Source organism: Candidatus Nitrospira bockiana (genome assembly GCF_965152565.1).
Genome location: NZ_OZ224215.1, coordinates 3,714,374 through 3,730,041, shown reverse-complemented (window position 1 = coordinate 3,730,041; position 15,668 = coordinate 3,714,374). Strand labels below are relative to the sequence as shown.

The window sequence follows — 15,668 nt, the reverse complement described above, 5'->3', positions numbered from 1 at the left end:
TTTTGATGAAGCAGAATCAATGGGTTGCGGAGTAGACATCCCCTGCTGGTCCCAGTGCTGATGGCACGAGCGTTGCGACTTTCGGCCTAGTGAGTCGGCAGGGTGATCCCGGGGTCGACCGGGTGGAATCACCAGGCCGTGGCAGCAGCGTGGAGAGGCGTATGGCTCAGACGGTCGCGGCGGTGCGGAACATCCTGATCGTCGACGACGATCAGGACATTCGTGATGCGCTCACAGACATGCTGGAGCACGACGGGTATCGCGTGGACGCGGTCGCGACCGGGACAGCCGGCGTCCATCAGGCGGGACAGCAACATTACGGAGCCGTCCTGCTCGACATCGGATTACCGGATCTGGACGGACATTCGGTGCTCAAGGCGATCCGGGACGCCGATCCGGAGCTCCCGGTGATCATCCTGACCGGTCACGTGAGTGAACAGAACACCATCGGGCCCCTGACCAAAGGGGCCTTCGCCTCCGTGCTGAAGCCGTACAACCCGCTCGCGCTGAAGGCCGTCGTTCGCCGAGCCTGTGAGGTGCGGGCCTTGTCGGTCAAAGCGCACCGGGTCGAGCACGAGCTGAGTGAAAGCGAGGAGCGATTCCGATCGGTCGTGCAATCCACGTCCGACGCCGTCATCATCTCGCGCGGCGACGGGCAGATCGTCTCCTGGAACAAGAGCGCGGAACGGATGTTCCTGTACACCGAAGAGGAGATCCTCGGCCGTCCGCTGACGACCATCATGCCGGCCCGGTATCGGGAGGCGCACGAGGCCGGCATGAGGAGGGTGCAATCGAACCCCGCGTCCTCGATGCTCGGGCACACCCTTGAATTGTACGGCCTCCGCAAGGACGGGACCGAATTCCCGCTCGAGCTGTCGCTCGCCATGTGGAAAACCTCCTCACAGACGTTTTTCGGCGGCATCATCAGGGATATCACTGATCGAAAGCGGGCGGAAGCCGCCTTGCGGCGAAGTGAAGAGCGGTTTCGCCAATTGGCCGAAAACATCAAGGAGGTCTTTTGGCTGACCGATGCGCAGCACACCGAAATGATCTATATCAGCCCGGCGTATGAGGAGATCTGGGGACAGTCGTGCGAAAGTCTCTATGCCCGTCCGAATTCCTGGCTCGACGCGATTCATCCGGACGACCGGCGGCGGGTCGAGCAGGCCATTCCCAGGCAGGCGTCGGGCGAGTACCAGGAGGAGTACCGCATCGTGCGCCCGGACGGCACGGTCCGGTGGGTCCGCGACCGCGCCTTTCCGATCCGGGACGAGAGCGGCACGTTGACCCGCATCGCCGGCATTGCGGAATGCATTACGGCCGACAAGATCGCGGACCAGCAGCAGGCCGCCCAGTACGCGGTCACGCGGGTGCTCGCCGAGGCGGGAAGCCTCGCGGAGGCGGCGCCCAAGATCCTCCAGGCCATCGGCGAAGGGTTGGGCTGGGATCTGGGCGTGCTCTGGACCGTGGACGAAAGCGGCCGTGGGCTGCGATGCCTGGAGATCTGGCGCGCGCCCGGCGTGAACGCGCAGGCGTTCGAAGCGGCCACGCGGGAGACCATCTTCGCGATGGGTGTCGGGCTTCCTGGGCGCGTCTGGCACCGCGGCCAGCCCGCGTGGATCGCGGACGTCGCCGCGGATCCGAATTTCCCGCGGGCGCCGTTTGCCGCGCCCGCCGGCCTCCACGGAGCGCTGGCCTTTCCGATCAGTCTGCACGGGAAGGTGCTCGGGGTGTTGGAGTGCTTCGTGCGGGACGTTCGCCAGCCGGACGAGACCTTGCTGCGGATCCTGGCGTCGGTGGGAAGCCAGATCGGGCAATTCGTCGAGCGCCGTGAAGCCGAGCAGGCGCTCCACGCGGCGTATGACAAGTTGGATGCGATCATGGTGTCGCTCCCCTGCCTGATCCTCATCGTCGATCACCAGCAGCGTGTACTCTATGCCAATCCTCTGGCCGGACAGCATTTTCCGCCCGAAGACGGCACCCTGATCGGGAGCCGTCTCCAGGACTTGTGGCACCTGTCGGACGCGCAATGGCTGCGCCTGCTGGCCGACCTGGACGGCATGATCACGGCCGGCAAGGCGGTGGCCGAACGCGAGATGGCGGTGCGCCGCCGTGCGTATCGATACCGGCTGTTCCCGGTGACGCTGCGCGGCAACAATCGCCAACAGGCGGGTGTCGTGATGTGGGACGTGACCGAGCAGAAGCTGCTGCAGGACCAGCTCATCCAGGCTGAAAAGCTCGCCAGCCTCGGCACGCTCGTCTCCGGGATGGCGCACGAAATCAACAATCCGGTACAGGGAATCCTCGGGATGGCGGAAATCATCCTCAACGAAGAGGATCCTGAAAAGGTCCGCGAATACGCGCGGGACATCGTTCGGTATTCGGAGCACGTCGGCATGGTCGTGCGGAACTTTGCCTGCTATGCGCGACCGGCGTCGCGCGACGGTGAAATGGAAATCGACGTGGGTGAGCGGCTGATGGAAGCGGTCCGGCTCGTCCAGCGGTGTCCGCAGTTCGGCCACGTGGAGGTGTGCACGGCGTTCGAGCCGATTCCCAAGTTCCGCGCCCGGCGAACCGAAATCGATCAGGTCTTCGTCAATCTCATCAGCAATGCGGTGGAAGCGATGACGGGGTCGGGGCGCCTGACGCTCAGCACGGGCGTGAGCGACGGCGTCGTCACCGTCGCGATCTCGGATACCGGATGCGGCATCCCCAAGGCGATGATCGGCAAGATCTTCGATCCGTTCGTGACGACGAAAGAACCGGGCAAGGGCACCGGGTTGGGGCTCAGTATCGTCTACAAGATCATTGCGAAGTACAGTGGACGCATCACGGTGGAGAGCGAGGAAGGTCGAGGAAGCACGTTTACCGTTCAGTTCCCGATTGAATCGACATAAAGGAGGAATGGCCCATGACGGTACAGACGCATCCGGCTGCCGGCGTGAGACTGGGCCGCGTCCTGGTCGTCGATGATGAAGCGCTGGTCCGCAAGCCGATCTCGATCATCTTGGTCAAAGAAGGGTTTGAGGTGGTCGAAGCCGAAAACGGCGAGGAGGCCATCCAAGCGTTGAACTCGGGCGACAACCCGCTCATGGTCGACACGATTCTGTGCGATATTCGCATGCCGAAGATCGGCGGCAAAGAAGCCATCATGTACTTCCGAAGCGAGTATCCCAGCGTGCCGGTGGTGGTCATGACCGGCTATCCGGACGTCGAGTTGGCCGTTTCGCTCATGCGGCAAGGCGTGCGGGACTATCTCGTGAAGCCGGTGTCCAAAGACGAGTTGCTGTCCGTGATCAGGAAATCAGTGGATCAGCACGTGCTGATGAAAGACCAATTCACCACGTGAGTAGGGATATGGGGTAGTAGGGGTATGGGGTAGTAGGGGTATGGGGTAGTAGGGGTAGTAGGGATAGAGGGATATGGGGTAGGGGTAAGGTATAAGGAGGGGCATGGGACACTAAAGCATGGGTAAGGGGCGGCTGGCCTTTACTTACCCCCTTTACCCCTTGTCACTGGTCCCTGCTCGCGTACCTAACCCTTACCCATTATCACTTATCCCTATTGAATCACCTACCCCCTTACCACCTATCCCCTATCCCTACTCAAGAGGGTTTTCAGCCCGAAATAGCCGAACGCGTCCTTCAGGTTCGAGTACAGCCGCTTGAACGCGCCCATCTCCTGGTTCGTGACGTATTCGAGGGTCAGGACGACCCGTTCCTCCCCGTCACCGAGCGGGGTCACCGCGTGCCAGAGCTTGTCCCCATTGAAGATCACCATGGTCCCCGGCTTGGTCGCCAGTTCGAGCTGCCGCGTCGGCCGCGAGGGATCGTCCTTGTAGAGCTGGCAGACGAGCTTGCACGAGGGGGAACGATCGACGAGCCCAAGAAGGATGGTGTAGCGCGCCCCTTTGTAGTAGGACGTGTCGTAGTGGAAGCCGATGTGGTCCCCCGGCTCGGTATAGTAGTACAGCGCACAGGCATGCGGGTCGGTGTCCGGGCACGGCATGAGAGGGGCGCCGACGAGGCGGCTGACGAAGTCCATGAAGGCCGGCGAGCGATACAGAGCGAGGAAGGGCGCATGCTCCTTGCGGAGGGTGAAATAGCTGACCGAGCCGCCTTTCTTGTGCCCCGGGATGTAATTCCGGTTCAGTTGCGGCTTCAGGGCCTCCACACTCGGCACGAAGTGCTCGAGCACGACGGACGGCGGAAGGAACCGAGGCACGCACACGAACTCGTTCTGTTCCCAGTAGTCGCCCCGGACCTGCTCAAAATCGAGGCGGGCAATGGACTGCTGAATGGCGTCCGTCAGCTCCTCAGTGCCAGCTACAATCATCTCTTCGTCCCTCGTTAGGATTCCCGGTTAACGATTAACGATTAACGGTTACCGTTGCACGGCTTCACGGCGGGCTCAGGGAGGGCGCCTTGACGACCTCCACACCGGGCGGCGGGGTGAATTCGAACAGGGCGGTCTTGAGTCCCGTGTTCGGCTTGAGATTCGAGAACCGGAAGGTCGAAATATTGCCGCTGACCTCATGGATCGTCACGCTCTTGATGAAGTAGGTCTTCGGCTGCACCTCCAGCACGATCCGCATGACCGTCCGGGTCGCGTCGGCGTCGTGAGCTTTCGGAGCGAGCACCACCAACGGTAAGCCGCCCTCCCCACGTTCGCCGCTGCGCGGCGTCTCGATCTCGAACTCTTCGTCGATTTTCGCCACCCCTTGAAGAAGCTGGAGGGGCGCCTGCGAGGCCGCCATCTGCGTCAACTTCCCGACCAGCACCTGCTTGTGCTCCGGCACGTACATCATCACGTCGTTCCGGTTGACGTAGATCTCTTCCACGTTGGGGTCCCGGTAATCCCACCGGAGCAAGCCGGGTTTCTTGATGAACATCCGCCCGCTCGACTTCAGCGGCGTCGCAAACCCCTCGATGCGCGTCGTCTGCTCGAAGTCCGCCTGCAGGTCCTTCGTCTGCTCGTAGCGGGCCTGCAGCTTTTTGATGACGTCCCGCACCTCCCGGCCGGCCTTCTCCTCCTTCCCCTCCTCAGCCGCGAGCCCGACGGGAGCCATCCAGGAAGCCATGAGCACGAAGAAGAGGGGGAGCAACGGCCACACCGCGCGGACGTGGCCCGACGAGCGGATGGTCATGCTTCTTCCGCTCCCACCGGTCCTCGCCGTCCGATGACCTCGCGCCTGCCGTCGCGTGCGGGAGCGCTCACGATCCCGTCTTCTTCCATCCGTTCGATCAGGCGGGCGGCCCGCGGATAGCCGACCCTCAGCCGGCGCTGGATGAGCGAGGCCGACGCTTGGCCGGTCGACAGCACCAGGTCCTTCGCCTGCTCGTAGACTTCGTCCCGGGCCTGCTCCTCGGCCGCCGCCTCGTCCTGGCGCAACGATTGGAGCGCCTCGTTGTACTGCGGGGTCGCCTGCTTCTTGACGTACTCGACCACCGTCCTGACGTCGTCGTCCGGGACGAACGAGCCATGGAGGCGAGTGAGGCGGCCGGTTCCGGAGGCCAGGTACAACATATCGCCTCGGCCCAAGAGCGCCTCGGCTCCGTTGGCATCGAGGATCGTCCGGGAATCGGTTTTCGACGACACTTGAAACGAGATCCGCGCGGGAAAGTTCGCTTTGATCAAGCCGGTGAGGACATCGACGGAAGGCCGCTGCGTCGCGAGGACCAGGTGGATGCCGGCCGCGCGCGCCATCTGGGCCAGTCGGGCGATCTTGTCCTCCACCTCCTTCGGCGCCACCATCATGAGATCCGCCAGCTCATCGATCATGACGACGATGTACGGCAGCGGAGAGGGCGGCGTGGACACGGCCTCAGCCTGCTCCGCCGTCGTTTCTCCCGCCGACAGACGGGCCTCTTCGCTGAGAAACTCGATGGGGAGCTCGGTCTGCACCGACTCCTGCCGGGCGCCGCGTCCCACGCCTTGTGCGTCGGCCACGCGTCGATTGTAGCCGTCGATGTTCCGGACACCGGCCTCGGCCAGCAGCTTGTACCGTCGTTCCATTTCTTGCACCACCCACCCCAGGCCGCGGTTGGCCGATTTCGGGTCGGTGATCACGGGGCGAAGCAGGTGAGGGATGCCGTCATAGGTCTGCAACTCGAGCATCTTGGGATCGATCAGGAGCAGCTTGACCTCGTCCGGCTTCGCCTTGAAGAGGAGGCTCAAAAGCATGGTATTGAGCCCGACGCTCTTCCCCGCCCCGGTCGCCCCGGCGACGAGGAGGTGCGGCATGGTCTTGAGATCGGCGACGACGGGCGTTCCGAAGATGTCTTTTCCCAGGGCCAGCGTGAGCTTCGATCGCGCATGGGTGTAGGCGTCGCTCAAGAGGACTTCTTTGAGCGACACCGTCTCCCGCTCGCGGTTCGGCACCTCGACGCCCACGACCGATTTGCCGGGAAGCGGGGCGACGATCCGCAGGCTGGTGGCCTTGAGCGCCAGCGCCAGGTCGTCGCTGAGGTTGACGATGCGGGCGACCTTGACGCCGGGGGCGGGCTCGAACTCGTACATGGTGACGACCGGGCCGGGGTGGATCTCCGTGACCTTGCCGTCGATCCCGAAGCTCAAGAGCGCCCGGGTGAGGACCTCGGCCTGTGCCTTGAGCGCCTCATCGGTCATCCGTTCCGCCGAATCGGGCAGGTCGCTCAGCAGCAGCCGTGGGTCCGGCAGGACATAGCCGGACGAAGAAGGCTCCGGTGGAACGATGTGCGGGGAATCGGCCGCCGGTTCCGTGCGCTCCGCGGGCTTCGAGGAGGCGGGATCGATGATCGCCGACGCGGTCGAGAGATCCTCGACCTCGTCGTCGAGCTCGGCCGGTCGATTGATCTTGACCGGTTTGGGCTTCACGCGCTTGGGCTTCTCGGCCCGCTCGACACGCGCCGGCAGGAGCGCGGCGACGGATTCGGTCGCCGATGCCCACCACTCGGGCAGGCGGCGGGCGACGACGGCCAGGGAGACGGGAACCGTGAAAAGCAACGACACGACCAGGCCGGACAAGACGAGGATATGCGCCCCGGTGCTGGCGAAGTAGGTCTTCAAGACATCGGCGAGGAGCTCGCCCACGAGCCCGCCGGCCATGCCTTTCTGGACCAGGCCGCTCGCGATCGTCGGCACCCCGGTGGTCTCCAGGTCGAGCAACCCGCTGAAGAACACCAGCGCCGCCGTCGCTGCGAGGCCCGTCCGAACCGTCATGGCGACGGCATGGTGCGTGAACGACCGGAGCCCGATGGCGGCCAGCAGAACCGGAAGGAGATAGGCGGCGGTGCCGATCAGCGAGAACAACCCCCAGGCCAAGGAGGCGCCGGCGCTGCCGATCAGATTGCGTGTCGGCGGCGGCGACGAGGGACCGGCCGAGGCGCCGGAAAACAAGAAGGCGTCGGTGGGCGCGAAGGACAGCAGGCTGAGGAGGATCAACAGACTCAGTGTGATGAGGACGACGCCCAGGACCTCGTGCGGCACATGCGAAGACTGCCGGGACACACCGCGAGCGTCACGCTTCGCCGTGGTGGACACACCCATGGGGCGCGATGGTAGCACAGGGAGACCTCGAATTCAAAAGACGCGGCGAGGAAGCGACGCCCCCGTCCCTCGTGTGCGGACCGCGCATGCCGCCCGCGCAACGCGCGGCGTCGAGCGGGCACGGACGCCGGGGAGCCCGCTGGCTTGCAGATCGATGGCTACCGGCCGGCGGTCTGCGCGAGCGCGTTGGCGAGGCCGCCGAAGTCCTCCAAGGAAAGGGTTTCGGCGCGGCGAGAGGAGGTGATGTGCGCGCGCTCCAGCGCCTGCGTCACCTGATGCGGATCGAAGCCTTCGTCGCGCAGGGAATTGACGAGGGTTTTTCGGCGGTGCGCGAACGCGGCCCGAACGACCCGGATGAAGAGCGCCTCATCGCTGACGGCCAGAGGCGGCGTACGTCGCACGATCAAGCGGACGACGGCGGAGCCGACCTCGGGTTTCGGTCTGAAGCAATGCGGGGAGACGGAAAAGACGATCGAGGGCTCCGTCCAGTAGCGGGCCAGCACGGAGAGGATCCCGTACTCCTCGGATCCCGGTGAGGCGACCAGCCGACGCGCGACCTCGACTTGGAGCATCAGGACCATGCGGTCCAGGCGATCCCGAGCCTCGAAGAACGCGAACAAGAGCGGGCTCGAGATGTTGTAGGGCAGGTTGGCGACGATCACGGTGCGTGGCGGCAGGGTGTCGTAGGGGAACGTCAAGGCATCGGCTTCCCGCAACTCCAGGTTGGGACAATGGGTCAACGTCTCCCGAAGATAGACGACCAAGCGCGCATCGACCTCGACCGCGATCACGCGTTTCGCCTCCCGGCAAAGCGACTCGGTCAAGATCCCGCGGCCCGGGCCGATCTCCAGCACCGTCTCCTCGGGCCCGATCGCCGCCGTCGCCAGGATTTTTCGTACGATGTTGTGATCGATCAGGAAGTGCTGCCCCAGGCGTTTGTGGGGCAAAGGTGCGGAGGAGGGCATCGCTCAACTGCCCGCGTGCCGTTTGAGGAGGGCCTGTAGAAAGCTCCGGTACACCTCGATCTCGTCGGACAGCTCTTCCAGCAGGTCGTTGGTGAAGGACCGGCCGGGAGAGAGGGCGGAAAACTGCCGGGCCTCGGGCTGCCCGACGTGCTGCGCGAGCAGGACGGCCGTGCGCTGCTTCCAGCTTTTCACGTGTTCCCCGGCGCGGACCGTGTTCAGGTCTTCGGTGGCCTGCCGATAGATCTTGTCCACTTCCTCGACTTGCCGGCGGATGATCTCCGCGGCGCTCACCGGCTCCGGCATCTTACTCCTTCCTCCCGCCCGCCCCCCGCGTCTTAGCCAACCGCGCCGCGAGCGTCGCGGCTTCGATCAAGCTGCTGCAATCGGCGATCCCCTTGCCGACGATGTCGAAGCCGGTTCCATGATCGACCGAGGTGCGAATGAGCGGAAGGCCGACGGTGACGTTGACACAGCTCCCGAAGGCGACCATCTTCAACGGGATCAACCCTTGGTCATGGTACATGGCGACGACGGCATCGTACCCGCCGCGCGCCGCCTTGCCGAACAGGGTATCGGCGGGCAACGGGCCGCAGGCGTCGATGCCCGCACGCCGCGCCCGCGCGACGGCGGGCCCGATATGACGGCGCTCCTCCTCGCCGAACAGCCCGCCTTCACCGGCGTGCGGATTCAAGGCCGCCACGCCGATCCGAGGGGCCGCGAGACCATAGAATTCGCGCATGGCCCGGTCGGCGAGCCGGATCGAGCGGGTGATGCGGTCGGCGTCGAGCGCGTCCGGCAGCGCGCGAAGCGCCACATGGGTCGTGACGAACAGGATCTTGAGCGGTCCGCCGACGATCATCATCCCCACGTCCCGGCTCTTCGTCAGGTCCGCCAACAGCTCCGTATGGCCGGGGTACGAGTACCCGGCCCGATTGATCGCTTCCTTGTTGATCGGACCGGTGACGACGGCGTCCACGCATCCGGTCTCCGCCAGCTCGACCGCCTTCCGAATGAAGGCCACGGCCGCCGCACCGGTCTTGGCCGACACGGCACCCATCCGAAATGACCCGAGCGGACGCTCGAGCGGATCGAGCACCGGCATGATCCCTGGTCGTCCGAGCGGCGACTCGTGCCCCGAGACAGGGACGGCCGTGAGCGGAAGGCGAAGGCCGGCGATGGTCTGTCGTATGACCGGGAGGGAGCCGATCACGAGCGGCCGGCATAGGCGGCGAAGTACGGGCAACGCGAACGCCTTCGCCGTCACCTCAGGGCCGATCCCCGCGGGGTCACCCATCGTGAAGGCGAGGATGGGCTTCTGCCCGCGGTTGCGCGACGGACCGCCGTGTGAACCGGCTGCCCGTCGATGCGCTGGACGGTCTTTCGACATGATGGCCCCCGGCTCACGAGCCATAGAGATAGAGGGTAAACGCCAGATAAAGGACGGAGGTGCCGCCCAAGAGCCACGGCCGCCAATGGCCGCTGCCGAGCAACTGAACGAAGCTCAATCCGACCGCGAGCAACGCCAGGCTCATGGCGGCGAGGGCTGACGGCGTCAAGTCCCAGTTGGTTCCAACCAGCCCGACCGAGACGGGAAACGTGCCCTGAAACACCATGGCTCCGGTGACATTCCCGACCGCGAGCGTGTCCTTTTTCTGGTACAGCCAGAGAAAGCTGTTGGACATCTCCGGCAGCTCGGTCGCGAGCGGGGCGATCAGCAGCGCCAGCAGCAGCGGGGACACATTGAGCTCGCCCGCCATCGATTTCGCGGCGGTCACGAAGAGATGAGCGCCGCCGACGAGACCGAGCAGGCCGAGCACGCCTTGCAGGGCGATCAGGGTATACGATGGACGCGCCGATCGGCGGGCCAGGTACAGCGGCTCGAGGTCCAGGGCGTCACCATGCTCGGCCGAGAACTTGGTCTTCATGTAGATGAGGTACATCAGCACGAGCACGACGGCGACCGCGTATCGGAAGACGGTGACGGGCACGAAGACGCACGCCATCGCCAGCCCGTAGGCGACCAGAAAGAACGCCAGATCGACCCGCACCTCGCGGTAGTTCAGCTTGAACGTCGGCGCGCGTTTCCCCATGCGCCCGTAGAGCAGGAGTAGGCCGGCCAAGATCGGCAAGACCAGCGTGCTCAACATGAACGGCGCCCCGAGAATGGCGCCGAGGCCGACCTCGGTCCGCTCTCGGCCGGTGCCGAAGAAGATCGCGATGATGGGGATCGAGGTTTCCGGCAGCGTCGTCCCGACCGCGGCGAAGATGCTGCCGACCGCGCCTTCCGGGACCTTGAGTCGTTTGCCCAGCCATTCGATCCCGTTCGTGAAAAGCGCACAGCCGCCGAGCGTGATCACGACGGAGGCGCCGAACATCAGCACATAGAGGAGGACCGTCATGCTCGGGGCTTGCTCCCGCTTCGTTTCCCGTCGCGCCCGAGCCGCGCCCACGCCAGCGCCGCCTCTTCGAGGATCTCACGCACCGGTCGTCCGGTCTGCTCTGCGATGCGCCTGCAATCCACGTATTCGGGGGAGGCTTTCGTGCGCCCCTGACCCAGCTCCACGACTTTCATCCTCACCGGCCCCGAGGGCGTCCGCACGGTCTCACTGCGTCGCGGGAGCACCCACCGCGCGATCTCCTGCACCCGCACCCCGATCGTGCTCGTCTCGCGGAGCAGGGCCTCCACGACGGCGCCGGATTTGGGCGGCGGCGCCAGCGCAGTCAAGACGATCCCGGGACGACCGTGCTTCATGATCACGGCGGTCAGCGTCACGTCGACGGCGCCCACCGCGAAGAGCCGCTCCATGACGGTCTCATAGACCTGAGGGGTGAGATCGTCGATGTTCGTCTCGATCCTGACGATCGTGTCCCGCTCGCCGCTTTCAACGGGCGGGTCCGCGGCGAGAAACACGCGGAGCACATTCGGCCAACCGGCGGGATCCGCGGAGCCGGCGCCGTAGCCGATCGCCTGGGGCCGCATCAGCGGCAGGGGGCCGAACTCGGCGGTCAAGGTGGCCAGCAGGGCCAGGCCGGTCGGCGTGGTCAGCTCGCGAGCCGGGCCGGCGCTGTACACCGGGAGGCCGCGGGACAAGGCGGCCACGGCGGGGCCGGGCGCCGGCAGCGTGCCATGAGACGAGTCGATCAATCCGCTTCCCAAATTCACCGGGGAAGCGGTGACCCGCGTGACGCCGAGCAGGTGGCATCCCAGCAGCGACCCGATGACGTCGACGAGGGAATCGATGACGCCGACTTCATGGAAGACGACGTCGGCCGGCCGGACGCGGTGCGCCAGCCCTTCCGCCTCGGCCAGCCGGCGAAACACGCGGTGACCCTGGTCTTTGACCCTCTGCGGGAGGCCGCTCTCGCGAATCAGTCGTTCGATTCGGGAGAGTGACAGGGGGCGTGCCAATCCACGGTCGATCTGGACATCGACCTTCGTGGCCTCGAGACCTCCCCGGGTCACGGACTTCGCCCGCAGCCGGTAGCCGTCGAGCCGGAGATCCTTGAGCGCGTGCGCGAGCGACTTGAGCGGCAGGCCCGCGTCCACCAGCGCCCCCAGCGTCATATCGCCGCTGATGCCGGAAAAACAATCGAAGTGAAGATGTGCCATAGCGTGCCTGAAAACCGGCCGGTCATCTTAACAAAACCATCAGGCCGACCAAAAGGCTCGGGTGTGAGCACGATCTCAATTGACAGTGCCGGGGCGCTGTGATATCCACCAGGCCGTTTGTTCAGCCTCGATGCACAATCTCGTCATGGCTCTCTACCCAGCCCGTGTCGTCGAGCGGCCGTCTGCCGGGGACTTGCGGGAGTCGCGGGTCTTCCCGCAGGGCGGTGTATGTTTCGACCGCGCGCGCTGATTCGCCTGGCCCTCCTTCTTCTTGGTCTCGCGCTCGTCGTCGTTCCCGTTTTCGAGGCCGCCCCTCTTGCCGCCAAGCGCCGGGCCGCGCCGGCCGTCCCGCCCGAGCTTCGCATCGTCTCCGTCTCACTCTCGCCGGCCTCCTACACCGCGGGCGACGGAACGCTCGACTTTACCATCGAGATCGAGCTGCCTCGTGATCTCGGACCCGAGGTCCTCTTGGAAGTCTCGTCGTTGATCAGCTCGCCCTCCAAGCGGTCGATGCGCTTCCTCTCGAGCCGGCAACCCATCGAGCCGGATACCGAGGGGGTGTCCACCGCCCCCCGCGGACAGGACGAGGCCAAGCCGCGGGTCGAGGTCACCTTGACGTGGGATGGGCTCGATCAGGCGAGACAACCGGCGGCGAGCGGCGCGTACACCTACGAGATCAGAGCCAAGCTGCTGGCGATGAGCGAAGCGGGCCCTCGGACGCACATGGTTTCTTGGCCCAAGCGTGGAACGGTCGTGATCAAATAGCGGCCGCTTAGGAGTCGGTCCCCTCATCCACCGGCATCCTTGCCGTCCTTCCGCTGCCCCTTCCGCCTTCGCCCCAGCGTCCCGACGTCCTTCGGGCGGGCGGGCGCCTCTCCCATCACGTTGATCCGGTGCGCGAGACAGCCGGCCCCGAAGCCGTTATCGATGTTCATGACCCCCACGCCCGCGGCGCACGAGTTCAGCATCGTGAGCAAGGCCGCCAACCCGCCGAAGCTCGCGCCATACCCCCGGCTGGTCGGCACGGCGATCACGGGGCTGTCCACCAGGCCTCCGATCACGCTGGGGAGGGCCCCCTCCATGCCGGCGACGACGACCACGACGCGGGCGCGCAACAGCCGTTCGTGTCGGCTGACCACGCGGTGAATCCCCGCCACCCCGACGTCGTACAGCGTCTCGACCCGGCTGCCCATGACCTCGGCGGTGATGCGCGCTTCCTCCGCCACCGGAATGTCCGAGGTCCCGGCCGTCACGACGAGGATGTCGCCGACCCGCGGCCGTGTTCCCCGCTCGATCGTGACGATGCGCGCGGATTCATGGTACACGGCGCGGCGGTCCAGTCGGAGCAGCGCCCGTGCGGCATTCGGATCGACCCGGGTCGCCAGTAACGGGGCGCCGCTGGTCAGCAGGCGGCGGGCGATGGCCGTCACTTGGTCTCGGGTCTTTCCTTCACAAAAGATCACTTCGGGGAACCCTTGCCGAATCGTGCGGTGATGATCGACGGACGCGAACCCGAGGTCTTCGTAGGGGAGGGAGCGGAGCCGCTCCAGCGCGTCCTCGGTGCTGAGGGCCCCGTGCTTGACGTCGTCGAGCAATTTCCTGAGGCGCGCCCGGTTCATCTCTCAACCGCCTTCTTCCTTGGCGGCGCGCTCCATCAGATGCCCCACGGCGTGGTGCGGCGATTTGCCCTCGAACAACACGGCGTGCACCTCGTGGACGATCGGCATCTCGACGCCGTGCCGATCCGCCAGCCCCGCGGCCGCCCTCGACGTGTGGATCCCCTCGGCCACCGTCTGCGTGCCCTTCAAGATATCCGTGAGCGACTCCCCGCGTCCCAGCTTCACGCCGACGGTGTAGTTGCGGCTGAGGGGACCGGTGCAGGTGAGGACGAGATCGCCGACCCCCGACAACCCGTAGAACGTCCGCGGGTCGGCGCCCATCGCCGTTCCCAGACGGATCATCTCCGCAAGCCCCCGGGTGATCAGCGCGGCACGCGCATTGTGGCCGAGCTCCAGGCCGTCGACGACGCCGGCGGCCAGAGCCATGACGTTCTTGAGCGCGCCGCCGAGTTGGACGCCCAGCACATCGCGGCCCGAGTAGACGCGAAAGGCCGGCGTCATAAAGACGTTCTGGAGTCGCCGTACCAGCCCGTCGTCCTCGCCGGCCAAGACCGTGGCGGTCGGTTTGCCCCGGCACACCTCGGCCGCGAAGCTCGGCCCGGACAGCACGGTGAGCGCCCGATGGACACGGGACGGGAGCACTTCTTCCATCACCTGGGTCATGAGCTTCAGGCTTCCCTCTTCGATCCCTTTCGTCGCGCTGACGATCGGGACCGTCTTCGACAGGAGCGGGGCGAGCCCGATGAGCACCGACCGGGCCGCGTGCGACGGAACGGCGAACACGACGACGTCGCTGCCCGCCACCGCCTCTTCGAGCGCGTGGGTCGCCGTGAGCGAGGTCGGGAGCCGAACCCCGGGCAGGAACAACGTATTCTCACGTGTGTCATTGATGGCCCTGGCGACCTCCGGCTCGTACGCCCAGAGGCGGACGGGATGAGATGGCTCCGCCAGGTGGCGGGCCAACGTCGTGCCCCATGCGCCTGCGCCGATAACGGAAAGTACTTGCATTCCACCCCGCCGATCTTGCATCCTGTGCGCCGTTCGAAAGCGGTCGGATTATAGGGGCCCCTCTCCGGGCTGTCAAAGCGCACGGCACGCCGTCCGGGGTCCGCTCGGCACTGGACAATGGCTGCGCGTCCGCTACACTGAAGAGCACTCGATCAGGCAACACTCCCAACCTGGAGGCGACCTTGAGGCACACACGACTCGTTGCACTGACACTAGGGGTCTTGGTTGCAGCGGGCGCGGCTGCCGGACGCGCCGGGGCCGAGACCTACATCGCCGGCCAGGCGGGGGTGACCTTTCCGGGGAGCTTCAGGGACGTCGAGGTCTCCAACGGCGATAAGCTGTCGGATCTAAAGCTTCAGAACTCATTCATGTATGGATTGAAGCTCGGGCACTACTTCGAGACGCTCCCCTGGTTGGGGGTCGAGGCCGAGGTGTTCAATACGACGCCGAACGTCAAGCAGCAAACGGTGACGACCACCAAGCCGGACGGGACGACGACCACGGGGACGAATTCAGGTCCTCCGCGGATCAGCGTCCTCACCGTCGCGGCCAACCTCGTCGCCCGCTACCCGGGTGAAATCCTCCAGCCTTATGTCGGGGTCGGCGTGGGATCGTTCTTCTCGCGATCGCATGTTCGAAGCGGCACACTCGACCGGAGCGTCAGCGGGACCGATTTTGGTCTCAATGCGCTGGCGGGGCTGCGCTGGATGGTGACCGAAAACATCGCGGTCTTCGGAGAGGCCAAGTATCAGCGGGTCCAAATCAAGTTCGATCCGAGCGCAGGGTTGAATGGATCCACGAACACGTACAATCCGATCCATGTCGCGGTCGGCATCGGCTATCACTTCTAAAAGAACTGCCGGCTAGGAAGCCGTCCGGCTCCTCCCCAACGTCCCGTTCCTCCCTGGGGCTTCCGCTTTCCCTCTCCCTGCGTTACGA

Annotated in this window: 14 protein-coding genes; 4 read left to right on the top strand and 10 right to left on the bottom strand. The window is 65.5% G+C overall.

The window, feature by feature from the left end:
• The first annotated feature begins 161 nt into the window (after positions 1-161).
• Both ACWHYV_RS18265 and ACWHYV_RS18260 read left to right on the top strand, forming a co-directional pair.
• Entirely contained in the window at positions 162-2,897 is a 2,736-nt protein-coding gene (locus tag ACWHYV_RS18265) for a PAS domain S-box protein (RefSeq protein WP_447977919.1), read from the top strand.
• Positions 2,898-2,911: 14 nt separating this feature from the next.
• Positions 2,912-3,349, top strand: a complete 438-nt coding sequence (locus tag ACWHYV_RS18260) for a response regulator (protein ID WP_447977918.1) — start codon at positions 2,912-2,914, stop codon at positions 3,347-3,349.
• A 239-nt stretch (positions 3,350-3,588) separates the two neighbouring features.
• On the opposite strand, the gene ACWHYV_RS18255 is transcribed toward ACWHYV_RS18260, so the two are convergent.
• From ACWHYV_RS18255 to larC, 8 genes are all read right to left on the bottom strand, one after another.
• Positions 3,589-4,335, bottom strand: a complete 747-nt coding sequence (locus tag ACWHYV_RS18255; protein ID WP_447977917.1) for a 2OG-Fe(II) oxygenase — start codon at positions 4,333-4,335, stop codon at positions 3,589-3,591.
• 64 nt (positions 4,336-4,399) lie between these two features.
• Positions 4,400-5,146 carry a LolA family protein gene (locus ACWHYV_RS18250; protein WP_447977916.1) on the bottom strand — a complete coding sequence of 249 codons (747 nt, stop codon included), beginning with the start codon at positions 5,144-5,146 and terminating at the stop codon, positions 4,400-4,402.
• A complete protein-coding gene (locus tag ACWHYV_RS18245; RefSeq protein WP_447977915.1) occupies positions 5,143-7,527 on the bottom strand; it encodes a DNA translocase FtsK in 2,385 nt (794 codons plus the stop codon). The genes ACWHYV_RS18250 and ACWHYV_RS18245 overlap by 4 nt, the downstream gene beginning before the upstream one ends.
• Before the next feature lie 158 nt (positions 7,528-7,685).
• A complete protein-coding gene (rsmA, locus tag ACWHYV_RS18240) occupies positions 7,686-8,492 on the bottom strand; it encodes a 16S rRNA (adenine(1518)-N(6)/adenine(1519)-N(6))-dimethyltransferase RsmA (RefSeq protein WP_447977914.1) in 807 nt (268 codons plus the stop codon).
• 3 nt (positions 8,493-8,495) lie between these two features.
• Positions 8,496-8,795, bottom strand: a complete 300-nt coding sequence (locus tag ACWHYV_RS18235; RefSeq protein ID WP_447977913.1) for a hypothetical protein — start codon at positions 8,793-8,795, stop codon at positions 8,496-8,498.
• 1 nt (position 8,796) lies between these two features.
• Positions 8,797-9,879, bottom strand: coding sequence for a 4-hydroxythreonine-4-phosphate dehydrogenase PdxA (gene pdxA, locus ACWHYV_RS18230; RefSeq protein WP_447977912.1), 1,083 nt, complete (start codon positions 9,877-9,879; stop codon positions 8,797-8,799).
• A 13-nt stretch (positions 9,880-9,892) separates the two neighbouring features.
• Positions 9,893-10,891: a sodium:calcium antiporter gene (locus ACWHYV_RS18225; protein ID WP_447977911.1), complete on the bottom strand. Its 999-nt coding sequence runs from the start codon at positions 10,889-10,891 to the stop codon at positions 9,893-9,895.
• On the bottom strand, positions 10,888-12,102 hold the full coding sequence (gene larC, locus ACWHYV_RS18220; protein ID WP_447977910.1) for a nickel pincer cofactor biosynthesis protein LarC: 1,215 nt from the start codon (positions 12,100-12,102) through the stop codon (positions 10,888-10,890). The genes ACWHYV_RS18225 and larC overlap by 4 nt, the downstream gene beginning before the upstream one ends.
• 228 nt (positions 12,103-12,330) lie before the next feature.
• Between larC and ACWHYV_RS18215 the strand changes: the two genes are divergently transcribed.
• Positions 12,331-12,867, top strand: coding sequence for a hypothetical protein (locus tag ACWHYV_RS18215; protein WP_447977909.1), 537 nt, complete (start codon positions 12,331-12,333; stop codon positions 12,865-12,867).
• Positions 12,868-12,890: 23 nt separating this feature from the next.
• Here ACWHYV_RS18215 and larB read toward each other — a convergent pair whose 3' ends face one another.
• Positions 12,891-13,721, bottom strand: coding sequence for a nickel pincer cofactor biosynthesis protein LarB (larB, locus tag ACWHYV_RS18210; protein ID WP_447977908.1), 831 nt, complete (start codon positions 13,719-13,721; stop codon positions 12,891-12,893).
• 3 nt (positions 13,722-13,724) lie between these two features.
• Complete coding sequence (locus ACWHYV_RS18205; protein WP_447977907.1) at positions 13,725-14,729, bottom strand: NAD(P)H-dependent glycerol-3-phosphate dehydrogenase; 1,005 nt, start codon at positions 14,727-14,729, stop codon at positions 13,725-13,727.
• Positions 14,730-14,911: 182 nt separating this feature from the next.
• On the opposite strand from ACWHYV_RS18205, the gene ACWHYV_RS18200 reads away from it, so the two are divergent.
• Positions 14,912-15,580: an outer membrane beta-barrel protein gene (locus tag ACWHYV_RS18200; RefSeq protein ID WP_447977906.1), complete on the top strand. Its 669-nt coding sequence runs from the start codon at positions 14,912-14,914 to the stop codon at positions 15,578-15,580.
• Positions 15,581-15,668: the final 88 nt, after the last annotated feature.